A 21,110-nucleotide genomic window follows, 5' to 3' on the forward strand; every position below is an offset into this window, starting at 1 on the left:
GCCGGGGATCGACACGGTCCCCGGCGCAATTCATGATTGGACTGATGCCGGACGACAGGACCGCCCCCGAGAACCGCCCCTCTCCCGACGCGCTGCTGGAGCATGCCGAACGCGAGGGCCGTGGCCGCCTGCGCATATTCCTGGGTGCCGCGCCCGGCGTCGGCAAGACCTACGAGATGCTGATGGCCGGCCGCGCCCGCCTGGCCGACGGCATCGATGTCGTGATCGGCGTCGTCGAGACGCACAGCCGCAAGGAAACCCAGGCCCTGATAGACGGCTATGAGGTGATCCCGCGCCGCCTGATCGACTATCGCGGCCAGACCCTCGACGAGATGGACATCGACGCCATCATCAAGCGTCGCCCGCAACTGGTGCTGGTCGACGAGCTCGCCCACACCAACGCTCCCGGCAGCCGGCACCCCAAACGCTATCTCGACGTGCAGGAGATCCTGGCGCAAGGCATCGACGTCTACACCACGCTCAACATCCAGCATGTCGAAAGCCTGAACGACGTCGTCGCCCAGATCACCCGCGTCAGGGTGCGCGAGACGGTGCCCGATTCCATCATCGACGAGGCCGATGACATCGAGATCATCGACCTCACACCCAACGACCTGATCAAACGCTTGCAGGACGGCAAGGTCTATTTCCCCAACACTGCGCAGCGGGCGATCGAGAATTACTTTTCGCCGGGCAATCTGACGGCGCTGCGCGAGCTGGCCCTGCGCCGCACCGCCCAGCGCGTCGACGAGCAACTGCTCAACCACATGCAGTCGCACGCCATTCCGGGTCCCTGGGCGGCGGGCGAGCGCGTGCTCGTCTGCGTCGACTCGCAGCTTGGCGGGGCGGCCCGCATCCGCTATGCGCGCAGGCTCGCCGACCGGCTGCGCGCACCCTGGACGGCGCTGCATGTCGACACGCCGCGCCTTGCGGGCCTTTCCGAGGAGGACAAGGACCGGCTGGCCAGGAACCTGCGCCTTGCCGAACAGCTCGGCGCCGAGATCGCCACCATTCCCGGCCAGAACGTCGCCCAGGACATCGTGCGCCACGCGACGTCGAACAACTTCACCCATATCGTCGTCGGCCGGCCGACCCGGTCGCGCTGGCGCGAGCTGATCGAGGGCTCGCTCACCTACGATCTGATCCGCAACGCCGGCGACATCAGCGTCCATGTCATTTCTGGCGCCGAGCGCGATGGCGACACGCCGGCGGCGCGGGTCAAGGCCGCGCCCGAGCAGAAGCCATTCCAGATCTGGCCCTATCTGTTCTCGACGATCTACGTCGCCGGCGCTCTGGCCGTCGGCTCGATCCTCGACCGGTTCCTAGACGTCCGCAATCTCGCCAGCGTCCTGCTTCTGGCAGTGCTGAGCGCGGCCGTGAGCTTCGGGCTCGGGCCGGCGCTCTATGCCTGTTTTCTCAGCGCGCTTGCCTTCAACTTCTTCTTCCTCGAGCCGCGTTACACGCTGACGATCAGGGATCCCGAAAGCATAGTCGCCTTTCTGGTCTTCCTCGTCGTCGCCGTGATCGCCAGTAACCTGACGGCGCGCGTGCAGCGCCAGGCGGTCGCCGCGCGCTCGCGAGCCCGCGCCACCGAGGACATCTATTCCTTCTCCAAGAAACTCGCCGGCGCCGGCACGCTTGACGACGTCTTGTGGGCCACCGCCTTCCAGATCGCCTCGATGCTGACGGTCCGCGTGGTGCTGCTCCTGCCGGAAAACGGCACCATCACCGTCAAGGCGGGCTATCCGCCGGACGACACCTTGGCCGAGGCCGATATCGCGGCCGCGCGCTGGGCCTGGGAGCACGATCGGCCGGCGGGGCGCGGCGCCGACACCCTGCCGGGAGCAAAGCGCCTTTACCTTCCCTTGCGCACCGCGCGGACCGCGGTCGGCGTGGTCGGCCTCGACAATGACAAGCAGGGGCCGTTGCTCACGCCCGAGCAGCAGCGCCTGCTCGACGCCTTGGCCGACCAGGCGGCGGTCGCCATCGAGCGCATCCAGCTTGTCGCCGACGTCGACCGCGCCAGGCTGGCGGCTGAGGCCGACCGGCTGCGCTCGGCGCTGCTCACCTCCATCTCGCATGATCTGAAAACGCCGCTTGCCGCAATCATGGGCGCGGCCGGCACACTGAAGGAATTCGCGCCGGCGCTGCCGGAAAAGGATCGCGCGGAGCTTCTGTCGACGGTGGTCAGCGAATCGGAGCGGCTGAACCGCTTCATCGCCAACCTGCTCGACATGACCAGGATCGAATCGGGCGCGATGGAGCCGAATTATGCGCTGCATTATGTCGGCGATGTCGTCGGCTCGGCGCTGAACCGGGCGCGGAAGATAATCGCCGAGCACAAAATAGAGACCGACATTCCGGCCGACCTGCCGATGCTCAAGCTAGATCCCGTGCTGTTCGAGCAGGCTCTGTTCAACCTCCTCGACAATGCCGCCAAATACGCCTTGCCCGGCTCGGCCATCCGGCTGCAGGCCTGGGTCGGCAGCGGCGCCGTCATCCTGCAGGTGATGGATGAGGGACCGGGCATTCCGCCCGATGACCTGGAGCGGGTATTCGACACCTTCTACCGCGTGCGCAAACGCGACCAGGTGCGCGCCGGCACCGGTCTCGGCCTGTCGATCAGCCGCGGCTTCATCGAGGCGATGGGCGGCACGATCGCGGCGGCCAACCGCACCGACCGTCCAGGCGCGATCTTCACCATCCGCATGCCGGTGCCGGCCGAGTTGCCGGCGCTCGGCGCGCCGCTTACAGACGATGCGGCATGACAAATCAGACCGTCTCCATCCTGGTCGTCGACGACGAGCCGCCGATCCGCAGATTGCTGCGCGTCGGCCTCGGCAGCCAGGGCTATAGAGTCTTCGAGGCGCCGAATGCCAATGCAGCGATCGAGCTCATGCGGGCTGAACGGCCCGACCTGATCCTGCTCGATCTCGGCCTGCCCGGCATGACCGGCCTCGAGTTGCTCGGCAAATGGCGAAGCGACGGCCTCGACATTCCGGTCGTCATTCTCTCCAGCCGCACCGACGAGGCCGGTATCGTCGCGGCGCTCGAGCTCGGTGCCGATGACTACGTGACCAAGCCCTTCGGCATGAACGAGCTGGTCGCCCGCATCCGCGTGGCGCTGCGCCACCAGTTCCAGCAGCAGGGCGAGAAGCCGGTGTTCCAAACCGGCGACCTTTCCGTCGACCTGGTGAAGCGCATCGTCAAGGTCGAAGGCAAGGAAGTGAAGCTGTCGCCCAAGGAATACGACATACTGCGCATCCTCGTGCAATATGCCGGCAAGGTGCTGACCCACCAGTTCATGATGAAGCAGATCTGGAACGACTCGACCGACGTGCAATATCTGAGGGTCTATGTCCGCCAGCTCCGGCAGAAGATCGAGAAGACGCCGGACCAGCCGCGCTACATCATCACCGAGACGGGCGTTGGCTACCGTCTGCGCGAGGCGGACATGAACGAATAAGGCACCGGCTTTCACCGATCGCCCAGATGTGGACACCCATGTCGCTGGTCAGTCCGCCGAAAGATCCGCCGTCCGCGCCAGCGCGCTTCCAAAACCATTGAGCGAGATGGTGAAGGAGATCGGCTGCAGGGTGTCGGCAGCCATTGCATTGATCTTCAGCGTGGTGCCGTTCTGCAGGAGCGGCGTGGTGTCGGCACCGAACGTCACCGGCACAAGGCAACCCACCGCCTGGCAGGTGTTGAACTGCAGCGTGCCGTCCAGCTTCTTGTCGTCGATCTCGAGCGCAATGCCGTTGGCCAGGGCGAGCCCGAAGGGCAGCGCCAGCGTGCCTGTGGCGTCCTGGCCGGTCTTGGTCGTCAATTCGATCGCCAGCAGCCGCTGGCCGCTTTGCTTGTTGAACTGCTGATGCGACAGGCTGCAGACTTTGTTGGTGCCGGTGACCTGGCAGTTGACCGTCCAGTCGCCATGCGTTTCCGACAGCGCCGAGGCGCCACCCGGCAGTTGCGGCTTGGCCGCCGCGTCGGCGGGCTGGGCCGCGGGCGCAGCCACCTTGTCGCCCTTGTTCTGCGCGGCAAACCCGGCCGCCGGTACACCGACAATGCAGGCGGCTGCCAGGATCGCCGCGATAGACTTATATCTAACTTTCATCGAATCCCTCTAAACCAACCGGCCAGTCGCGTGGACGGGGCGGAGCCGCGTGATAGAGCCGCCTACCGTCGCCGCCGTCAAGTGCAATGCTGGAGCACAGGCCGGATTTTCTTCGGCATGACAATCGATCAACTGACTGTGGCACCACCGGTCGAACGCCCTATATTTAAGGTGGACCCGTATTTTTCATGCAGGTGAAGAAGCCATGATGCAATCTCGTCTATCGGCGTTTCTGATATCAGCTGCCCTGGCGGCCACCGGCTTGTTGGGCACTGCTTCCTGGGCGTCGGCGCAAATCGTCATCCCGACGAACCGCAACGCATTGGTGCAGCAGAACGAGTTGCAGCAGTTGCAGAACCGGTTGCAGCGGCAGCAATACCAGCAACAGCAGCAAATCTATCGCGAGCTCGACCGGCCGACCGCGCGCCAGCCTCAGCCCGATGTGCCGGTATACGACAAGACATGCCGGATGGAAGCGGTCGGCAACACGATTTCCAGGGTTTGCCGCTGACATTTTGTTTTTTTCAGTTTATTAGCCGACTTACTTGCCGGCAAAATGCCGGATTGCAAGGGCGGTGGTTTTAGGGTTTGCAGGAGGGCAGGTTTTGCCGCGCAGACAGCGTGTGGCAGGGAGACTGCTCTCACCGGAATTTGGGATGGCAACGACCAAGAAGAAAGCAGTTCGCAAAGCCAGGAAAGGCCAACGGATCCGCCAGGTGGCGGCCATTCCGTATCGGATGGGGGAAGACGGCAACCTTGAAGTGTTGCTGGTCACCTCACGCAGCACGCGGCGCTTCATCGTGCCGAAGGGTTGGCCGATGAAGGGCAAGAGCGGGCGCAAGGCGGCAACGATCGAAGCCCAGGAGGAAGCGGGCGTTCTGGGCAAGGCGCTGAAGCAGCCTGCCGGCACCTATTCCTATTGGAAGCGCATGACCAACGGCTTCATTCGCGTCGATGTCGCGGTCTACCTGCTCGAGGTCACCGAGGAGCTTGCCGACTGGCGGGAAGCCGCGAACCGGCAGCGCGCGTGGCTGCCGGCGGCCGACGCCGCATTGCTTATCGACGAGCCGGAGCTTTCGACGCTGCTGCGGGATTTGACGGTTCCGGCGGCGGTATAAGCAATCGCCTGTCGGTCGTTCGGACGCGTCGCGGGGTGCCGGCGCAGAGCCACCTGCTGATAAGCGGCCTCGTCGCATGCGCTTCCTGCGATTGTTCCGAGGCGAACGCATCCGGGCGTTGCAGTTTGGCGCACCGTGATTCGCCGCTTGACTCATACATATCCCAACGGTTATACGTCATCAATAGCCAACGGGTTATTGATTTGGATGACAACCGCCCATGACATGCTGTTCAGGACGCTTGCCGATCCGACGCGGCGCGCCATCTTCGAACGTCTCTGCCGCCAGGGCGAGCAGACGGTCGGAGCCCTCACCGCGCAGGCCGGCGTGTCACAGCCGGCGGTGTCGAAGCATCTGGGCGTCCTCAAGGAGGCGGGTCTGGTGCGCGACCGTCATGAGGGGCGCCAGACCCATTACAGCGCCCAGCTCAAGGCGCTTGCGCCATTGATGGACTGGACGCGCGACATGGCGGGGTTTTGGGAAAGCCGGTTCGACGACCTGGAAGACCTGCTCAAAAGGATGGATCAATGAATGAAGCCGCAACGCGCTCCGTCATCGTCGAGCGCGAGATACCTTTTCCGCCGGAAAAGATCTGGCGCGCGCTCACCCAACCGCATCTCATCGAGGAGTGGCTGATGAAGAGCAACTTCAAGCCAGTCGTGGACCATCGCTTCAATATGAGCGCCGAATGGGGCGGTGTCGACTGCCAGGTGCGGACGGTCGAGCCCAACAGGACCCTGTCCTACAGCTGGGACACCAAGGACCTCGAGAGCGTGGTCACCTGGACGCTCACCCCGACGGGCACGGGCACGCATCTGCGCATGGAGCAGGTCGGCTTCCGCACGGATCAGGAGCCGTACTATCGCGGCGCCACGGTGGGCTGGAAGCGCAATCTCACGGCCCTGGAGCAGCTGCTGTCGCGGATCGATTGAGTCCGCCGAAGCTTCAAGAAACAGGCACGGGTCCTGGCGGGGCGGCAAACCGCGGGCGTAAGCAATGGAGGAACGAAAATGAAGATCAAGCTGACCAGCGTCTATGTCGACGACCAGGAAAAGGCGCTCGGCTTTTATACCGACGTGCTCGGTTTCACCAAGAAGGCCGACTTCATCAACGGGCCGTTTCGCTGGCTAACTGTCGTCTCGCCGGACGACCCTGACGGCACCGAGCTGCAGCTGGCGCTGAACGACAATCCGGCCGCAAAAACCTATCAGCAGGCCATCTTCAAGCAGGGCCAGCCGGCGCTGATGCTGTTCACCGACGACATCAAGGCCGATCATGAGCGCATCAGGGCCAATGGCGGCACCTTCGCCATGGCGCCGACGGCGGTAACGGGCGCCACCATGGCGCAGCTCAACGACACCTGCGGCAATCTCATTCAGCTTTCGCAGCTGGCGCGCTGGTAGAGAGCTCGATCCGTCTCATCGTTCGCAAGGGAGGTTAGATTGAACTGGAGCAAGTGGATCAGGCAGCTTCACCGCTGGCTGTCGATCATCTTCACCGTCACCGTCATCGCCAATTTCGCCGCCATGGCCATGGGCCCGCCGCCCGCCTGGATCGTTTACTCGCCGTTGATCCCGCTTTTCCTGCTGCTGTTCAGCGGCCTCTACATGTTCGTGCTGCCCTATGCCGGCAGGCAGCGCGGCGAGCCGGCGGGCGAGCGCTCGGGATCGGCCTGATGGCGAAGGGGAAACCGAAGGCTGCCGGGTCCGCGGACACGAAACCTGTCCTGCTTTCGGGCGGCAACCCGCAGATCGCCAAGGGCTATGGGGACGCTCCCGTGCAGGCCTATATCGCGGCGATGCCGGGCTGGAAGAGCGAGGTCGGACGTCGGCTCGACCAACTCGTCATGGAGGCCGTCCCCGACGTGCAGAAGGCCGTCAAATGGAACTCTCCATTCTACGGCATGGAAGGCGAAGGCTGGTTCCTCGGCATTCACTGCTTCGCCAAATACATCAAGGTGGCGTTCTTCCGCGGCTTGTCGCTGAAGCCCGTGCCGCCTGTCGAATCCACGAGCAAGGACACACGTTGTTTCCACATCCACGAGAACGAGCGGCTCGACGAGGCGCAGTTCGTCTCCTGGGTGAAGCAGGCAAGCCGGCTGCCCGGCGAACGGATGTAGGCGCGCACGGTCAAGCGCCGTCTCCCTGAAAGAGACACGATTGCAATTTCCATTCAGGCCCAGGAGAACCGAAGATGCAAAAAGACGGCGCGCAAGGTGAGAAGTCTCCATCCGAGCTGATCGATGCGAGGATCGACGAGCTCGGCGACTGGCGCGGTGAGACGCTTGCCCGGCTCCGCGCCCTGATCCGGCAAGCCGCGCCCGAAGCGGTCGAGACATGGAAATGGCGCGGCGTGCCGGTCTGGGAGGATGCCGGCATTATCTGCACGGGCGAGACCTACAAGGCCGTCGTCAAGCTGACCTTCGCCAGGGGCGCGGCGCTGCCCGATCCCAAGAAGCTCTTCAACTCCAGCCTCGAAGGCAACACGAGGCGCGCCATCGATTTCAAGGAAGGCGACGCGATCGACGCCGACGCCCTGAAGGCGCTCGTCCGCGAAGCCGTGACCCTCAACAGATCGAAGACCAGACGCTGAGAGGCGGCCGCCCCCGGGCGCCATCGGATTGATGTTGCCGCTTTTCTTCCGCGCCCTCGTACTGCGGATCGATGCTACGCGCCAAATATCGCCATCACGCAGCGTAAGCATCCTTCCGTTGCTTGGGCAATTCCATGCAAAGCGCGCAGTGATTTTCCGCCCGGAATTGCGCAAAAACAAAGAGTTGGAGCAGGTCGGCGATACTATCGAACGCTGAACTGCTCCAACATGATTCATGAAACAAATACTGGACGAATTTATCGGCCGTTAAGCCAGACGCGCTATCTCAATCGATGTCGCCGGCAACTGGGCGACATGCGGGGAAGAACATCGTCTCAACCGGCGGATGAGCCAGTCGGACAGACACCGAGGGAGCCGGCACGGGCTCCATGGGAATGGGATGAAGCTCTCATCGGCCGATGCCGCCCCGCGTCTCCTGGGACTGGTCTGGCCATTCGTGGTGGTCGTCCTGATCCAGGCCCTGGTTGCGACGCTCAGTCTCCACACGCTGTCGGCCGTCCGCGCTTATGTCGGCGGGGAAAGCCAGTGGTCGAAGGGGCAGAAGCACGCCATCTATTTCCTCAGTCTCTATGCTGACACCGGCCGGGAAGAGTATTTCGACGAATATCGTCAGGCCATCGCCGTGCCGCTCGCCGATCGCGCCGCGCGGCTGGCGCTCGAACAGGCCGAGCCCGACACGAATGCGGCCCGGCTTGGCTTCCTTGGCGGCAACAACCATCCCGACGATGTTGCCGGCCTGATCTGGCTGTTCCGGAACTTTCGCGGCGTCAGCTATCTCGACACCGCGATCCGCCACTGGACGGATGCCGACGAGATGATCCTCGCCATCGAAAGACTTGGCGACGACATGCATCGCAGGCTCGAAAAGGGGTCGGGATCGTCAGCCGAGATCGGCCTCTGGAAGGCGCAAATCCACCAGATCGACCACCGGATCGGCCCGCTGGCGAAGGCTTTTTCCGATAGCCTCGGCGAGGGATCGCGTTTCATCAGGATGGCGCTGACGGCGGCCAATCTCGCGACAGCCGCGCTGCTTATCCTGCTCGCCGTCTGGCGCACGCGCAAGCTGATGAAACAGCGCCAGGCATTTCAGACAGCCCTCAACGCCGAGCGCGAGCGTGCCCAGATCACCTTGGCTTCGATTGGCCAGGCCGTCATCAGCACCGATGCCGAGGGGCGGCTGGACTATATGAATGCCGGAGCGGAAAGGCTGCTCGCCTGCCCTCTGGCCGCCGCCAAGGGCAGATCGGTCGCCTCGTTGTTCCGGCTTGTCGACAAGGACAGCGGCGTCGAGGAGACCGATCTGATCCCGCGCCTGCTGGCAGGCGAGCCGCGCCGCTCCAACATACGCCCGCAGCTTCTGGAGCGTCTCGACGGCTCGGTCGTGCCCGTGGCGCTGAATGGCGCGCCGCTGATCGTTTCCGGCAAGATCCTCGGTTGCGTGCTGGCCCTGCACGACATGACGCGCGAGCAGGACTATATCGAGCGCCTGTCGTGGCAGGCATCGCATGATGCGTTGACCGGTCTCGTCAACCGCCGCGACTTCGAGAACCGGCTGGCGGGCGCGATCTCCGAAGCGCGGGAAAGGCCGCGCCGGCACGCGCTGATGTATCTCGACCTCGACCAGTTCAAGCTGGTCAACGATACATGTGGCCATGCCGCCGGCGATCAGTTGCTGCGCCAGATCTCGGTGCTGCTCGCCAACGAGCTGCCGCCCGGCGACATACTGGCGAGACTGGGCGGCGACGAGTTCGGCGTGCTGCTCTTCGATTGCGATGCCGACTGCGCCGCGGCGACCGCCGAGCGCTTGCGCGCCACGGTCCAGGATCTGCATTTCTCCTGGGATGGACGTCCCTTCAACATCAGCGTCAGCATCGGCATGGTCGAAGTGGCCAATGCCGGCATGACGCTGGAAGAAGTGCTGCGCGCCGCCGATGTCGCCTGCTACATGGCCAAGGAAAAGGGCCGCAATCGCGTTCAGCTCCACAGCGACGGCGACACCGCGCTTCGCGAGCGCTTCGGCGAGATGGCCTGGGTGCAGCGCCTGCATGCCGCGCTGGACGGGAACCGCTTCAGGCTGCACGCGCAGGAGATCGCGCCGCTGCGCGACGATATTGCCGAGGCAGGTGCGCATGTCGAAGTCCTGCTGAGGCTGACCGATGAGGACGGCAGCTTCGTCACCCCGCAGAGCTTCATTCCGGCGGCGGAGCGCTACGGCTTGATGCCGGCGATCGACCGCTGGGTGGTGCGCAACACCTTCGCCACCATGGCAGCGAGGCTTGCTGATCCGCACGCGGTGCCGATATCGACCTGCGCGATCAATCTCTCCGGCGCCACGTTCGGCGACGAGACGTTTCTCGGCTTCATGCGCGAACAGTTCGCTGTGCACGCCATCGCGCCCGAAACGATCTGCCTTGAGATCACTGAGACCAGCGCCATCGCCAATCTGACCGAAGCGATGCGCTTCATCGCCGACCTGCGCGGGCTGGGCTGCCGCTTCGCACTCGACGATTTCGGCTCCGGCATGTCGTCCTTCGCCTATCTGAAGCATCTGCCGGTCGATTACCTCAAGGTCGACGGCGGCTTCGTCAAGGACATGCTCGACGACCGCATCGACCGCGCCATGGTCGAGATGATCCATCACATCGGCAAGGTGACCGGAAAGCGCACCATCGCCGAATTCGTCGAAAGCGACGGCATCGTTGAGGCCCTGAAGGCGATCGGCGTCGATTATGCGCAAGGCTATGCGATTGCCAGACCTCAGCCATTCGATGCCACCACCGTTCTGCGCGGCAATCGAAGTGAGCGCGATGCAACAGCGGACGGTTGGGAGACTTTGGCGCAGACGCTACGCCGCAAAGCCGGCTAACTATCCAACTCTAGGCGACAACCCCTCCGGCCTGCCGTTCCAACAGGATCGTCGGCTTCTCGTGATAGGTGGTGCGCAAAATCTCGCGATAGCCGTTCTTCTCGGCCACCTTCCGCGAAGCGCCGTTTTCCGGATCGATGATACAGACGGTTCTCGCCTGTCCGAACGCCTCGTCGCCCCAAGCGACGATCCGCCCGACGACCTCGCTCGCAAGCCCCCTCCCATGCGCCCCCGAGGCCAAGGCCCAGCCGGCTTCCGGCACGCCTTCGATCGAAGGTTCGATCTCACGCTTCAGATCGTGGAAGCCGGCCTCGCCGATGAAGCGTCCGGTCGCCTTGTCTTCGATCGCCCAGAACCCGTAGCCGATCAGCGACCAAAGCCCGGCATGGCGCAGGAAGCGCATCCAGCTCTCCTCATGCGTGCGCGGCTTGCCGCCGATGAAACGGGTAACGGCAGGCTCCGCCCACATCGCGGCATAGGTCTCGAAATCACCCAGACGGTGCGGGCGTAGAACAGTGCGCGCCGTCTGGAGGATCGGCACGCCTGCTTTCTTGTCGATGCTCATGGCATTCCTCTCCATTGAGGCGGCAGCGCTTAGCAAACCAGCGCGTTCGAACAAGGGCCAGGCCCAACTGGGCTCATCCTCCAGCGAAACAGGCGCCATCGATCGCCGGCGGCCACTTCGGCCTCTGGGAATTTCGACCGGCAATGCTACTCTTCGGACACGCGATCTCGGTCACCACGCCAAGCACAGGGAAAGAACATGGACACCATCGATCTCGTGCTGGCCATCATTCATCACCTTCTGGTGTTCTCGTTGGCCGGCATCATCGGCGCGGAGTTCGTGCTGGTGCGCGGCGATCTGGGCGCGGCGACGCTCAAGCGCCTTGCCGGCATCGATCGCCATTACGGCATCATTGCCGCGCTGATCGTCGTCGTCGGCCTCTGCCGTGTGTCCTTCGGTCTGAGGGGTTGGGAATTCTACGTCTACAATTGGGTGTTCTGGGCAAAGATGGTGGCCTTCGCCATCGTCGGCCTGCTGTCGATCTTGCCGACCATGCGCTTCCTTTCCTGGAGCAGGCAGGCGAACGGCAACCCCTCTTTCGCGGTGCCGGCGGCGGAATTGGCCTCGGTGAAGAACTATGTCCGCGCCGAGCGCTTCATCTTCCTGCTTATTCCGGTCTTCGCCGCGGCCATGGCTCGGGGCTACGGCTACTAGAGCAATTCCAGGAAAAGTACGCAGCGGTCAGGCTCGGCGACTTCGCCGTGGCCTTCCGTCCGGAATTGCGTCAAGGCAATCTTTAAGCCTTGACCGGAAATGTCTCATCCAGCGGCGCGATCGGCACCAGCGGCGCCGGCACATCGGTTGTCTTTTCCTTCGACTTGCAGATGTCCGCGATCACGCAGGCGGGGCAGTCGGGCTTGCGCGCCTTGCAGACATAGCGGCCATGCAGGATGAGCCAGTGATGCGCATGCCGCATAAACTCGGCCGGGATGACCTTGAGCAGCCCTTCCTCCACCTGCTCCGGTGTCTTGCCGGGCGCCAGCCCGATCCGGTTGCCGATGCGGAAGATATGCGTGTCGACCGCCATCGTGTGCTGGCCGAAGGCGACGTTGAGCACGACATTGGCGGTCTTGCGCCCGACGCCCGGCAGCTTCACCAGCTCGTCGCGATCCTGCGGCACCTGGCCCGCATAGTCGTCGATCAGCGCCTTCGACAGCGCGATCACGTTCTTGGCCTTGTTGCGCCACAGGCCGATGGTGCGGATATAGTCGCCGACCCTGGCCTCGCCCAGCGCCAGCATCTTGGCTGGCGTGTCCGCCGCGGAAAACAGCGCCTTCGTCGCCTTGTTGACGCCTGCGTCGGTTGCTTGCGCCGACAGCACCACCGCGACCAGCAGGGTGAAGGCGTTGACATAGTCGAGCTCGCCTTTCGGCTCCGGCCGCTGCACGGAAAAGCGCCGGAAGATCTCATGCACCTCGGCAGGGCCGTAGAGCGACCGGAAAGCGGCTTTTCGCGGCCGTGCGCCAGGCGCCCGACCGCTACCGGCAGGAGCGGGTTGAGGTTTTTTGACAGCTAGGGATTTTTTCGATTTGGGGGGCGCCATTTCCTTCCTATAATATTCCCTCATGAGCGACACAAACGCCTCGTTCCGGGCCGACGAGCCATTTTTCCAGGCCTTGCTGACGCCGCACCGCTCGCTCGGCCGCACCGGTTTCCTGATCCTGATGGGAGCACTTCTGTTCGGCTGGGCGGTCACCGGCGCATTCTTCCTGGCGCACGGCGCCTGGCCGGTGTTCGGCTTCTTCGGCCTCGATGTGATCGCCGTCTACATCGCCTTCCGCGCCAATTACCGCGCCGCGCGCGCCCGCGAGGAAATCACCGTATCGCGCACCAGCCTCGATATCCGCAAGACCGCACCGTCCGGTCGTTTCGAAGCGCATCATTTCAACCCGTTCTGGACACGGTTCTCGATCGCCCGCCACAGCGAAATCGGGATCACCAAGATGGCGGTGGAAGCGCAGGGCAGGAGCGTGGCTATCGGCGGCTTCCTCAACCCCGACGACCGCGAAAGTTTCGCCACCGCCTTTTCACGCGCGCTGGCGACCGCCAAGACGCGCTGAGCCCAAGCAAATCAGAACCGGTACCGCAGCAGCCTGCCGACCTTGCGCATGGCGGGAATGAGCTTCCAGAGGCCGATGAACAAGCGCGCGGACCAGCCCAGACGCGCCGCTTGCTCCGGCTTGTAAGCCGCAATCTCGCCGATGAAGCGAAGTTTCGGAACAGCCCGCTCCAGCTCGCGCGGATCCGCGATGGCCCAATGGACTTCCGAGCCCGTTGCCTTGATGGCCGGATTGAGGCGCATGAGCTTCAGTCCGAAACGGCTGTAGGCGTCGAACATCAACTCGCCGCCGGCCAGATGCGAGACAAGCCGCGCCAATAGACGCGGCCCCTCGTCGGCGGCGAGATAGGGCGTCAGGCCCTCGGCCACGACCATTGCCGGGCGATTGCGCGGCACCTCGGCCAGCCATCCCGGTTCGGTCACCGACGAAGCGATCAGATGATACTGGTCCCTGGACGGATAGAGCCTGCGTCTGAGCGCGATGACCTCCGGGTAATCGACATCGAACCAATCCACGCCCGGCGGCGGGTCGACCCGGAAAATGCGCGTGTCGAGCCCGCATCCCAGATGCAGCACGATCGCGTCCGGATATCGCGCGAGGAAATCCGCGACGCACAGGTCCAGTGTCCTCGCCCGGATCGCGAATCCCAATCCGAGATTGCCGTCGACCTTGAGCCTCGCGAAATCATAGTCGATCTTGCGCACGGCCTCGTCGGCGAAGCGATCCTGGAGCAGCGAATTGGGCAGCCGGCTCTCCAGCGCCTTGCCGTAAAGCGTCATCAGCAAGGTTTCCTTCGCTCCGGTCAGATCGACCTTTTCGCCGGCCATGATTGTCCTCTTCGTTCCGAAGCTGACTCTATCTGGGTGCGGGCGGCGGGAAGGCAAGTTTCGGGTGGTCGCAAAGCTCTGGAAGACTGATATTCGCAGCCAAGGAGATATTGCCATGAACGCTCAGATGACCATGAATACGCTGATGAAACCGACCGCGATCCTTGAGAACGACATCACGCCGCAAGGCAGCGACTATGACGTCGTGCGCCGCGCCATCGAGAAGATCAGCCTCGACTATCGCGACCAGCCCTCGCTGGAGGTGCTGGCCGAGGAAGTCGGCGAGACGCCGACCGGCCTGCAGAAGCTGTTCACGCGCTGGGCGGGCCTGTCGCCGAAAGCCTTCCTGCAGGCGGTGACGCTCGACCATGCGCGCAGGCTGCTCGATTCCGGCATGCCGCTCCTGGAGACCTCGTTCGAGCTTGGCATGTCCGGCCCCGGCCGGCTGCACGACCTCTTCGTCACCCATGAGGCGATGTCGCCCGGCGACTACAAGACCCGCGGCGCAGGCCTCACCATCCGCTACGGCTATCACATCTCGCCGTTCGGCATTGCGCTGATCATGGTCACCGACCGCGGTCTCGCGGGCCTCGCCTTCTGTGACGCCGGCGGCGAACGGGCCGCCTTCGCGGACATGTCCGGCCGTTGGCCGAACGCGACCTATGTCGAGGACATGTCGGCCACCCAGGCCTACGCCGCGCGGGTCTTCGACCCGACGAAATGGCGCGCCGACCAGCCGTTGCGCGTGGTGATGATCGGCACCGATTTCCAGCTTCGCGTCTGGGAAGCCTTGCTGCGCATCCCGATGGGCAGGGCCTGCACCTATTCCTCGATCGCGGCAAGCATCGGCGCGCCCAATGCGAGCCGGGCCGTCGGCGCGGCGGTAGGCGCCAACCCGATGTCCTTCGTGGTGCCCTGCCATCGCGCTCTCGGCAAATCCGGCGCGCTCACCGGCTACCACTGGGGCCTGACGCGCAAGCGCGCCATCCTCGGCTGGGAAGCGGGGCAAGTGGCGTGAAATCGACGGGCCAAGGCCCTGTGGAAATCTTCCTAGCACTTTGATTTTGCGCATGATCCTTCTGAAATCGGTTCCGATTTTCAGGGGCATGCGTTAGCCTCCCGCGCAATCAGCGGGAGGCACTTTCTTGATTATCGTTGTCGGCTCTATCAACCTTGACCTCATCGCCAATGTCGACCGCTTGCCGGAGCCCGGCGAGACGGTGCGCGGCTCCGGCTTCGCCACCGCGCCCGGGGGCAAGGGCGCCAACCAGGCGCTCGCCGCGGCGTGCGCTGGCGCGCAAGTGCGCATGGTGGGCGCAGTGGGCAAGGATAGCTTTGCCGCCGAAGCGCTCGCCCTTCTCAAGGCCGGCAATGTCGATCTGTCCGGAGTCGGCCAGAGCTTCGCCTCCACCGGCACGGCCTTGATCCTGGTCGGCGCCGACGGAGAAAACGTCATCGCCGTGGTTCCGGGCGCCAATGATTCGGTGGTGCCGGGCGATGTCGCCAAGGCCTTCCTCAAAAAGGGCGATGTCGTGCTTTTGCAGCATGAGATCCCGCTGCAAACGGTCGAAGCCGCGCTGGACGCGGCGCGCGCGGCGGGCACCGTCAGCGTGCTCAACACCGCCCCCTTCCGTGGCGAAGCCGCAGGCTTCCTAGGCAAGGCCGATTATGCCGTCGCCAACGAAACCGAGTTCGATCTCTATGGCGAGGCGCTGGCGCTTTCCGGGCGGGACCGCCCGGCCCGCATGCGCGATTATGCCCAAAAGACCGGCCGCGCCATCGTCGTCACGCTGGGCGGCGACGGCGTGCTGGCGGCCACGCCCGAGGATTTCCTCACCATTCCGGCGCTGGAGATTACGCCGGTCGACACGGTCGGCGCCGGCGATACCTTCTGCGGCTATTTTGGCGCCGGCCTGTCGTCCGGCCTGTCGCTTGAGCAAGCGCTCACCCGCGCCGCCGTGGCCGGCTCGCTCGCCTGCCTGAAGCCCGGTGCGCAGCCGGCAATCCCGCTGGGCAAGGACGTCGACGCGGCTTTGGCGGGCACGCGTTAAGCCATGCGCCCCGTCACAAAACATGCCGTGCCGCCGGCCGGCGACATCTGCCGCCTCTCCGCCGTCGAGCTTGCCGATGGCATCAGGCAGCGTCAGTTTTCGGTTCGCGAGGTGGTCGGCGCGTTCCTCGACCGCATCGAAGCCGTGAATCCGCTGGTGAACGCCATCGTATCGCTGCGCGAGCGCGCCGACGTCCTAGCCGAGGCCAACGCGGCCGACGCCCATCTGGCCCGCGGCGGCGAGGCCGGATCGCTGTTCGGCCTGCCGATCGCCATCAAGGATCTGGCCCTGACCAAGGGGCTCAGAACCACCTTCGGCTCGCCGATCTTTGCCGATTTCATTCCCGACACGGACGACTTCTTCGTCGAGCGCATCCGCAAGGCCGGCGCCATCATCATCGGCAAGACCAATGTTCCGGAATTCGGGCTGGGCTCCAACACCTACAACCCGGTCTTCGGGCCGACGCTCAACGCCTTCGACCCGGCGCTCACCGCCGGCGGCTCGAGCGGCGGCGCGGCCGTGGCGCTGGCGCTCGACATGCTGCCGGTCGCCGACGGCAGCGACTTCGGCGGCTCGCTGCGCAATCCGGCCGCCTACAACAATGTCTACGGCTTCCGTCCCTCGCAGGGGCTCGTGCCCGCCGGGCCCGATATCGACGTCTTCCATTCGCAGATGGGCGTCGAGGGGCCGATGGGCCGCCACGTGCGCGACATCGCGCTGCTGCTCGATGAGCAGGCCGGCTACCACCCGCAGGCGCCGCTGTCGCATGCCAACGAAGGCTCGTTCCTCGACGGCTTGGGCACAAAAGCGTCCGGCGGCCGCGTAGCCTGGCTGGGCGCTCTCGGCGGCCACCTGTCGATGGAACCAGGCGTGCTCGACCTTTGCGAGGGCGCGCTTAACCGCTTCGCCGCTGCATCCTTTCGCAGCGAGGCCCTGGTTCCGGATGTCGATTTCGAGGCGCTGTGGCAGGCTTTCGTCATCTTGCGCCAGGCAAGCAGCGGCTGCGGGCTGAAGGCGCATTACGACGATCCGAAAAAACGCAGACTGCTGAAGCCCGAGGCTGTCTGGGAAGTGGAGCAGGCGATGCGCCTCACCGCGCCGCAGATCCATGCCGCCAGCGTCCGGCGCACCTCGTGGCATCGCACGCTTCTGTCGCTGTTCGAGCGATTCGATCTCGTCGCCCTGCCGACCGCGCAAGTCTTTCCGTTCGACGCCACCACCCACTGGCCGCGCGAGGTCGCGGGGCGGACCATGGACAGCTATCACCGCTGGATGCAGGTCTCGGCCTTCGCCACGTTGGGCGGCTGCCCGGCGCTCAATGTGCCGGCCGGCTTCGACGAGAAGGGCCGAGCTATGGGCATCCAGCTGATCGGCCGCCCGCGCGGCGACCTGGACGTGCTCAGGGCGGGCGCTGCGTATGAGACGGTGCTGCCCTGGCGGGCGGGAGCCGCGTGACGGGCCGCCCTGCCCGACCAGCTTGCGCCAGCACCAATCCCGTGCGTTGATCGCGCTCCGCCCAAGTCGGCGCTATCCGGTTGGAGAGAAGATCATGTCGCTGGAACTCTACGCCACCTATGTCGTCGCCTGCATCGTCATCATCCTGGTGCCGGGCCCGACCGTCACGCTGATCATCGCCAACAGCATCCGCCACGGCGCGCGCGCGGGTTTGGCCAACGTCGCCGGCACGCAGGCCGGCCTCGCCATCATGATCGCCATCGTCGGTATCGGCCTCAACACGCTGATCGCCGGGATGGGCCACTGGTTCGAATGGGTGCGGCTGCTCGGCGCCGCCTACCTGATCTGGATGGGCGTGCAGATGTTTCGCGCAAAGGGCGCGCTGAACCCCGACGGGTCCGCGAAAAAACCGCGCGGCGGCTTCTTCCTGCAGGGATTTCTGGTGGCGATCTCCAATCCCAAGACGCTTGTTTTCTTCGGCGCCTTCCTGCCGCAGTTCACCGCACCGCAGGGCAACTACACGCTGCAGATCGTCGTCATGGGCCTGACCGCGATGATCTTCGCCGCCATGTCGGACTCGACCTATGCCCTTGCCGCCGGCCGCGCCGGTCGCATCCTCTCGGCCAGCCGCATCAGGCTGATGTCGCGCATCAGCGGCAGTTTTCTGGTCAGCGGCGGATTGTGGCTGGCGTTCTCGAAAGCGAAATGAGCACCTCTCCTTCTCTCCCTTGTGGGAGAAGGTGGATCGGCGCGATAGCGCCGAGACGGATGAGGGTGTTGGAAGGAATAAGGCGGCGGCAATTTCAAGCATATCGCCAAGCTGGAGCACCCCTCATCCGACCGAGCTTCGCTCGGCCACCTTCCCCCCTGGGGGGAAGGTGGAACCATCCTTACAGCCCCCCGAGCCGCTCCACCAGCAGCGCGAAGAAGCCGTCATGGTCGATATCGCGCATCACCAGGGCGTTCTTCTCGCGCTTGGTGACACCCCACCAGTCGATCACCGTCATGCCCATGGTGAGCTCCGACGCGGTCTCGACGCTGACATTGCAGCGGCGGCCCTTGAACAGCTCCGGCTTGAGGAGATAGGCGATCACGCATGGATCGTGCAGCGGCCCGCCATCGGTGCCGTATTTCTCCTCGTCGTAGCGTTCGAAGAACTCCAGCATCTCGGCGGTCGCGGTGCCGACCTTGGTGCCGAGCTGGCGGAAAGCCTGGATGCGCTTGGACGTGGTCAGCGCCTTATGGGTGACGTCGAGCGGCATCATAACGATCGGAATGCCCGATTTGAACACCAGATCGGCGGCGTGCGGGTCGACATAGATGTTGAACTCGGCGGCCGGCGTGACGTTGCCGCCCTCGAAGAAGCCGCCGCCCATTAGAACAATTTCCTTGATGCGCGGCGCGATCCTGGGCTCGCGGATCAGCGCCAGCGCGATGTTGGTGAGCGGTCCGAGCGGGCACAGCGTGATCGTGCCGCTTTCCTCGCGCATCAGCGTCTCGACGGTGAAGTCGACGGCGTACTGCTCCTGCAACGGCATGGTTGGCTCGGGCAATTGCGGGCCATTCAGGCCGGTCTTGCCGTGCACTTCCTCGGCGGTGACGAGCTGGCGCGCCAGCGGGCGGATGGCGCCGGCATAGACCTTGATGTCGGGCCGGCCGGCCAATTCACAGATCTTGCGGGCGTTGTTCTGGGTCAGCTTCAGCGGCACGTTGCCGGCAACGGCCGTGATGCCGACGACCTCCAGCTCGGAACTGCCGAGCGCCAGCAATATGGCGACGGCATCGTCCTGGCCGGGATCGGTGTCGATGATGATCTTTCGGGACTGCGGCATGTCAATTCCTTTTGGGAAGTCTTTTTGGGCGGGATTTAGAGCATGATCCCCAAGAGCGGGAACCGGTTTTCGGACAAGATCATGCTCCAACGAGGGCTGAACCGGGATGACGGTTCAACGAAACGTCATCCTGATTTGGCGGCTTGAACTTGATCGGCCGGCGGACCATATCAAGACCATCGGGAAAAATGCCATCCGGGTTTTTCCAGTTTGTGTCGCTCTTCAGAGGACAGTGTAACAATGTCTCGAATGACGCCCTTCTCCAGCCCGCTTCTCCTGGGTTTCGATGCCATGGAAAAGACACTCGAGCGTCTGGCGAAGTCGGGCGACAGCTACCCTCCCTATAATATCGAGCGCCTCGGCGCCGCCGACGGCAAGGCCGAGAGGCTGCGCATCACATTGGCCGTTGCCGGTTTCGCCGAAAGCGACCTCGATGTCACCACGGAGGAAAACCAGCTGATCGTGCGCGGTCGCCAGACCGACGACACCGAGCGTGAATTCCTGCACCGCGGCATCGCCGCGCGCCAGTTCCAGCGCTGTTTCGTGCTGGCCGATGGCATGCGGGTGATCGGTGCCGAGCTGAAGAACGGCCTGTTGTCGGTCGATCTCGACCGGCCGGAGTCCGAGCGGCTGGTACGGAAAATAAACATATCGGTGAAAGACTGACCTTCGCCGATGGCTCTATGCGAGGCGGCCAGTCCTGGCGTCCTCGCGCCAAGGAGGCTTGAAATGACCAGAACTGACGAAACGATCACCATGACCAGCGGCGAATTCGCCCATCTCGGCGAAGGTTCGGTCGCCTATCTCAGGAAAGTATCGAGCGACGACCTGCGCGGCCGCTTCCCCGGCCTGCAGGAAATCGCGCCTGGCCTTGAGCTGTGGGCGCTGTTTGCCGCCAACGGCCAGCCGATCCTGCTTTCCGATGCCCGTGACCGGGCGCTGGCGGGTGCGTTGGAGAACGACCTGACCACTGTCGCGATCCACTAGACCATAATCCCGAAAAGTGGGACCCGGTTTTCGGGTAAGATTATGGTCAACTAAAGTAGCGACTGCTGGCAGTCCGAAATGGAAAGGGCCGCTCCCGGCGGCCCCTCTAGGGTTTATCCCAAAAGACAGGTTTTTAATCCAAGCGGCTTCAGGCCGCGTGCGAAGCCTGCGTGTCCGAGAGCAGCGCGTGGATTGCCACCGCATCGCGCGTACCCCTGATCTTGGCCACCGTGTCGGCATCGCGCAGCACGCGCGCGATGCGCGACAGCGCCTTGAGATGGTCGGCGCCGGCGCCTTCCGGCGCCAGCAGCAGAAAGACGAGGTCGACCGGCTGGTCGTCCAGCGCCTCGAAATCGACCGGCGTTTCCAGCCGGGCGAAAACGCCGGCGATCCGCTTCACGCCGGCGAGCTTGCCGTGCGGAATGGCGATGCCGTTGCCGACGCCGGTCGAGCCCAGCCGCTCGCGCTGCAGGACGGTGTCGAACACCTCCCGTTCGGGAATCCCCGAAATCGCCGCGGCCCTCTCCGACAGCAATTGCAGAAGCTGCTTTTTGGAATTCGCCTTCAACGCCGGCATGATCGCCGAGACGCTGATGAGATCACTGAGATCCATGCTTGAAAA

Annotated in this window: 25 protein-coding genes; 19 read left to right on the plus strand and 6 right to left on the minus strand. The window is 64.2% G+C overall.

What is annotated here, in order from left to right; all coding sequences use genetic code 11:
* Nucleotides 1-44: 44 nt before the first annotated feature.
* Complete coding sequence (locus FJW06_RS01730) at nucleotides 45-2,768, plus strand: sensor histidine kinase KdpD (protein WP_140747691.1); 2,724 nt, start codon at nucleotides 45-47, stop codon at nucleotides 2,766-2,768.
* A complete protein-coding gene (locus FJW06_RS01735; protein ID WP_140747045.1) occupies nucleotides 2,765-3,466 on the plus strand; it encodes a response regulator transcription factor in 702 nt (233 codons plus the stop codon). Before FJW06_RS01730 ends, FJW06_RS01735 begins: the two co-directional genes overlap by 4 nt.
* 48 nt (nucleotides 3,467-3,514) lie before the next feature.
* Here the strand turns inward: FJW06_RS01735 and FJW06_RS01740 are convergent, their stop codons facing one another.
* Nucleotides 3,515-4,114: an invasion associated locus B family protein gene (locus FJW06_RS01740; RefSeq protein ID WP_140747048.1), complete on the minus strand. Its 600-nt coding sequence runs from the start codon at nucleotides 4,112-4,114 to the stop codon at nucleotides 3,515-3,517.
* 205 nt (nucleotides 4,115-4,319) lie between these two features.
* Between FJW06_RS01740 and FJW06_RS01745 the strand changes: the two genes are divergently transcribed.
* The 9 genes from FJW06_RS01745 (at nucleotide 4,320) to FJW06_RS01785 (ending at nucleotide 10,711) form a co-directional block, all read left to right on the plus strand.
* Entirely contained in the window at nucleotides 4,320-4,625 is a 306-nt protein-coding gene (locus tag FJW06_RS01745) for a hypothetical protein (protein ID WP_140747052.1), read from the plus strand.
* 145 nt (nucleotides 4,626-4,770) lie between these two features.
* Nucleotides 4,771-5,232, plus strand: a complete 462-nt coding sequence (locus FJW06_RS01750) for an NUDIX hydrolase (protein ID WP_140747055.1) — start codon at nucleotides 4,771-4,773, stop codon at nucleotides 5,230-5,232.
* A 207-nt stretch (nucleotides 5,233-5,439) separates the two neighbouring features.
* Nucleotides 5,440-5,763, plus strand: coding sequence for a metalloregulator ArsR/SmtB family transcription factor (locus FJW06_RS01755; protein ID WP_040990288.1), 324 nt, complete (start codon nucleotides 5,440-5,442; stop codon nucleotides 5,761-5,763).
* Nucleotides 5,760-6,164 (plus strand): SRPBCC domain-containing protein, encoded by a 405-nt coding sequence (locus tag FJW06_RS01760; RefSeq protein ID WP_140747058.1) that lies wholly within the window; start codon nucleotides 5,760-5,762, stop codon nucleotides 6,162-6,164. Before FJW06_RS01755 ends, FJW06_RS01760 begins: the two co-directional genes overlap by 4 nt.
* 78 nt (nucleotides 6,165-6,242) lie before the next feature.
* Nucleotides 6,243-6,635, plus strand: a complete 393-nt coding sequence (locus FJW06_RS01765; protein WP_140747061.1) for a VOC family protein — start codon at nucleotides 6,243-6,245, stop codon at nucleotides 6,633-6,635.
* A gap of 39 nt (nucleotides 6,636-6,674) precedes the next feature.
* Complete coding sequence (locus tag FJW06_RS01770; protein WP_140747064.1) at nucleotides 6,675-6,908, plus strand: hypothetical protein; 234 nt, start codon at nucleotides 6,675-6,677, stop codon at nucleotides 6,906-6,908.
* Nucleotides 6,908-7,351, plus strand: a complete 444-nt coding sequence (locus FJW06_RS01775) for a DUF1801 domain-containing protein (RefSeq protein ID WP_140747067.1) — start codon at nucleotides 6,908-6,910, stop codon at nucleotides 7,349-7,351. Before FJW06_RS01770 ends, FJW06_RS01775 begins: the two co-directional genes overlap by 1 nt.
* Before the next feature lie 74 nt (nucleotides 7,352-7,425).
* On the plus strand, nucleotides 7,426-7,824 hold the full coding sequence (locus FJW06_RS01780; protein ID WP_140747070.1) for a DUF1801 domain-containing protein: 399 nt from the start codon (nucleotides 7,426-7,428) through the stop codon (nucleotides 7,822-7,824).
* A gap of 400 nt (nucleotides 7,825-8,224) precedes the next feature.
* The gene (locus FJW06_RS01785; RefSeq protein WP_140747073.1) at nucleotides 8,225-10,711 is read left to right on the plus strand and encodes an EAL domain-containing protein; all 2,487 of its coding nucleotides are present in this window, start codon (nucleotides 8,225-8,227) and stop codon (nucleotides 10,709-10,711) included.
* Nucleotides 10,712-10,721: 10 nt separating this feature from the next.
* On the opposite strand, the gene FJW06_RS01790 is transcribed toward FJW06_RS01785, so the two are convergent.
* Nucleotides 10,722-11,276 carry a GNAT family N-acetyltransferase gene (locus tag FJW06_RS01790; protein ID WP_140747076.1) on the minus strand — a complete coding sequence of 185 codons (555 nt, stop codon included), beginning with the start codon at nucleotides 11,274-11,276 and terminating at the stop codon, nucleotides 10,722-10,724.
* A gap of 198 nt (nucleotides 11,277-11,474) precedes the next feature.
* Here FJW06_RS01790 and FJW06_RS01795 point away from each other — a divergent pair, with 198 nt between their 5' ends.
* On the plus strand, nucleotides 11,475-11,930 hold the full coding sequence (locus FJW06_RS01795) for a DUF2214 family protein (RefSeq protein WP_140747079.1): 456 nt from the start codon (nucleotides 11,475-11,477) through the stop codon (nucleotides 11,928-11,930).
* An 82-nt stretch (nucleotides 11,931-12,012) separates the two neighbouring features.
* Here FJW06_RS01795 and nth read toward each other — a convergent pair whose 3' ends face one another.
* Nucleotides 12,013-12,819: an endonuclease III gene (gene nth, locus FJW06_RS01800; protein ID WP_140747082.1), complete on the minus strand. Its 807-nt coding sequence runs from the start codon at nucleotides 12,817-12,819 to the stop codon at nucleotides 12,013-12,015.
* Between the two features lie 22 nt (nucleotides 12,820-12,841).
* On the opposite strand from nth, the gene FJW06_RS01805 reads away from it, so the two are divergent.
* Nucleotides 12,842-13,336, plus strand: a complete 495-nt coding sequence (locus FJW06_RS01805) for a DUF2244 domain-containing protein (protein ID WP_140747085.1) — start codon at nucleotides 12,842-12,844, stop codon at nucleotides 13,334-13,336.
* An 11-nt stretch (nucleotides 13,337-13,347) separates the two neighbouring features.
* Here the strand turns inward: FJW06_RS01805 and FJW06_RS01810 are convergent, their stop codons facing one another.
* Nucleotides 13,348-14,163 (minus strand): class I SAM-dependent methyltransferase, encoded by an 816-nt coding sequence (locus tag FJW06_RS01810; protein ID WP_140747088.1) that lies wholly within the window; start codon nucleotides 14,161-14,163, stop codon nucleotides 13,348-13,350.
* Between the two features lie 115 nt (nucleotides 14,164-14,278).
* Here FJW06_RS01810 and FJW06_RS01815 point away from each other — a divergent pair, with 115 nt between their 5' ends.
* From FJW06_RS01815 to FJW06_RS01830, 4 genes are all read left to right on the plus strand, one after another.
* Entirely contained in the window at nucleotides 14,279-15,181 is a 903-nt protein-coding gene (locus tag FJW06_RS01815; RefSeq protein ID WP_181178106.1) for a methylated-DNA--[protein]-cysteine S-methyltransferase, read from the plus strand.
* Nucleotides 15,182-15,308: 127 nt separating this feature from the next.
* Complete coding sequence (locus tag FJW06_RS01820) at nucleotides 15,309-16,214, plus strand: ribokinase (RefSeq protein WP_140747091.1); 906 nt, start codon at nucleotides 15,309-15,311, stop codon at nucleotides 16,212-16,214.
* Nucleotides 16,215-16,217: 3 nt separating this feature from the next.
* Nucleotides 16,218-17,669, plus strand: coding sequence for an amidase (locus tag FJW06_RS01825; RefSeq protein ID WP_140747094.1), 1,452 nt, complete (start codon nucleotides 16,218-16,220; stop codon nucleotides 17,667-17,669).
* Nucleotides 17,670-17,763: 94 nt separating this feature from the next.
* Nucleotides 17,764-18,378 (plus strand): LysE family translocator, encoded by a 615-nt coding sequence (locus tag FJW06_RS01830; protein WP_140747097.1) that lies wholly within the window; start codon nucleotides 17,764-17,766, stop codon nucleotides 18,376-18,378.
* 181 nt (nucleotides 18,379-18,559) lie between these two features.
* Here FJW06_RS01830 and FJW06_RS01835 read toward each other — a convergent pair whose 3' ends face one another.
* Nucleotides 18,560-19,501, minus strand: coding sequence for a nucleoside hydrolase (locus FJW06_RS01835; protein ID WP_140747100.1), 942 nt, complete (start codon nucleotides 19,499-19,501; stop codon nucleotides 18,560-18,562).
* 240 nt (nucleotides 19,502-19,741) lie between these two features.
* On the opposite strand from FJW06_RS01835, the gene FJW06_RS01840 reads away from it, so the two are divergent.
* Together FJW06_RS01840 and FJW06_RS01845 are read left to right on the plus strand one after the other, a co-directional pair.
* Complete coding sequence (locus FJW06_RS01840) at nucleotides 19,742-20,167, plus strand: Hsp20 family protein (protein ID WP_140747103.1); 426 nt, start codon at nucleotides 19,742-19,744, stop codon at nucleotides 20,165-20,167.
* A 63-nt stretch (nucleotides 20,168-20,230) separates the two neighbouring features.
* A complete protein-coding gene (locus tag FJW06_RS01845; RefSeq protein WP_040990310.1) occupies nucleotides 20,231-20,488 on the plus strand; it encodes a DUF1150 family protein in 258 nt (85 codons plus the stop codon).
* A 148-nt stretch (nucleotides 20,489-20,636) separates the two neighbouring features.
* Here FJW06_RS01845 and ptsN read toward each other — a convergent pair whose 3' ends face one another.
* Complete coding sequence (ptsN, locus tag FJW06_RS01850) at nucleotides 20,637-21,101, minus strand: PTS IIA-like nitrogen regulatory protein PtsN (protein WP_040990311.1); 465 nt, start codon at nucleotides 21,099-21,101, stop codon at nucleotides 20,637-20,639.
* Nucleotides 21,102-21,110 lie beyond the last annotated feature (9 nt).

Origin of the sequence: Mesorhizobium sp. B4-1-3, from assembly GCF_006439355.1 — a bacterium.
In the GTDB taxonomy this organism is placed as follows: Bacteria; Pseudomonadota; Alphaproteobacteria; order Rhizobiales; family Rhizobiaceae; genus Mesorhizobium.

What these genes read in the sequence shown, in the direction of transcription:
- FJW06_RS01730 (WP_140747691.1), top strand. Translation starts at nt 45, where the DNA reads ATGCCGGACGACAGGACCGCCCCCGAGAACCGCCCCTCTCCCGACGCG.
- FJW06_RS01735 (WP_140747045.1), top strand. Translation starts at nt 2,765, where the DNA reads ATGACAAATCAGACCGTCTCCATCCTGGTCGTCGACGACGAGCCGCCG.
- FJW06_RS01740 (WP_140747048.1), bottom strand. Translation starts at nt 4,114, where the DNA reads ATGAAAGTTAGATATAAGTCTATCGCGGCGATCCTGGCAGCCGCCTGC.
- FJW06_RS01745 (WP_140747052.1), top strand. Translation starts at nt 4,320, where the DNA reads ATGATGCAATCTCGTCTATCGGCGTTTCTGATATCAGCTGCCCTGGCG.
- FJW06_RS01750 (WP_140747055.1), top strand. Translation starts at nt 4,771, where the DNA reads ATGGCAACGACCAAGAAGAAAGCAGTTCGCAAAGCCAGGAAAGGCCAA.
- FJW06_RS01755 (WP_040990288.1), top strand. Translation starts at nt 5,440, where the DNA reads ATGACAACCGCCCATGACATGCTGTTCAGGACGCTTGCCGATCCGACG.
- FJW06_RS01760 (WP_140747058.1), top strand. Translation starts at nt 5,760, where the DNA reads ATGAATGAAGCCGCAACGCGCTCCGTCATCGTCGAGCGCGAGATACCT.
- FJW06_RS01765 (WP_140747061.1), top strand. Translation starts at nt 6,243, where the DNA reads ATGAAGATCAAGCTGACCAGCGTCTATGTCGACGACCAGGAAAAGGCG.
- FJW06_RS01775 (WP_140747067.1), top strand. Translation starts at nt 6,908, where the DNA reads ATGGCGAAGGGGAAACCGAAGGCTGCCGGGTCCGCGGACACGAAACCT.
- FJW06_RS01780 (WP_140747070.1), top strand. Translation starts at nt 7,426, where the DNA reads ATGCAAAAAGACGGCGCGCAAGGTGAGAAGTCTCCATCCGAGCTGATC.
- FJW06_RS01785 (WP_140747073.1), top strand. Translation starts at nt 8,225, where the DNA reads ATGAAGCTCTCATCGGCCGATGCCGCCCCGCGTCTCCTGGGACTGGTC.
- FJW06_RS01790 (WP_140747076.1), bottom strand. Translation starts at nt 11,276, where the DNA reads ATGAGCATCGACAAGAAAGCAGGCGTGCCGATCCTCCAGACGGCGCGC.
- FJW06_RS01795 (WP_140747079.1), top strand. Translation starts at nt 11,475, where the DNA reads ATGGACACCATCGATCTCGTGCTGGCCATCATTCATCACCTTCTGGTG.
- nth (WP_140747082.1), bottom strand. Translation starts at nt 12,819, where the DNA reads ATGGCGCCCCCCAAATCGAAAAAATCCCTAGCTGTCAAAAAACCTCAA.
- FJW06_RS01805 (WP_140747085.1), top strand. Translation starts at nt 12,842, where the DNA reads ATGAGCGACACAAACGCCTCGTTCCGGGCCGACGAGCCATTTTTCCAG.
- FJW06_RS01810 (WP_140747088.1), bottom strand. Translation starts at nt 14,163, where the DNA reads ATGGCCGGCGAAAAGGTCGATCTGACCGGAGCGAAGGAAACCTTGCTG.
- FJW06_RS01815 (WP_181178106.1), top strand. Translation starts at nt 14,279, where the DNA reads ATGAACGCTCAGATGACCATGAATACGCTGATGAAACCGACCGCGATC.
- FJW06_RS01825 (WP_140747094.1), top strand. Translation starts at nt 16,218, where the DNA reads ATGCGCCCCGTCACAAAACATGCCGTGCCGCCGGCCGGCGACATCTGC.
- FJW06_RS01830 (WP_140747097.1), top strand. Translation starts at nt 17,764, where the DNA reads ATGTCGCTGGAACTCTACGCCACCTATGTCGTCGCCTGCATCGTCATC.
- FJW06_RS01835 (WP_140747100.1), bottom strand. Translation starts at nt 19,501, where the DNA reads ATGCCGCAGTCCCGAAAGATCATCATCGACACCGATCCCGGCCAGGAC.
- FJW06_RS01840 (WP_140747103.1), top strand. Translation starts at nt 19,742, where the DNA reads ATGTCTCGAATGACGCCCTTCTCCAGCCCGCTTCTCCTGGGTTTCGAT.
- FJW06_RS01845 (WP_040990310.1), top strand. Translation starts at nt 20,231, where the DNA reads ATGACCAGAACTGACGAAACGATCACCATGACCAGCGGCGAATTCGCC.
- ptsN (WP_040990311.1), bottom strand. Translation starts at nt 21,101, where the DNA reads ATGGATCTCAGTGATCTCATCAGCGTCTCGGCGATCATGCCGGCGTTG.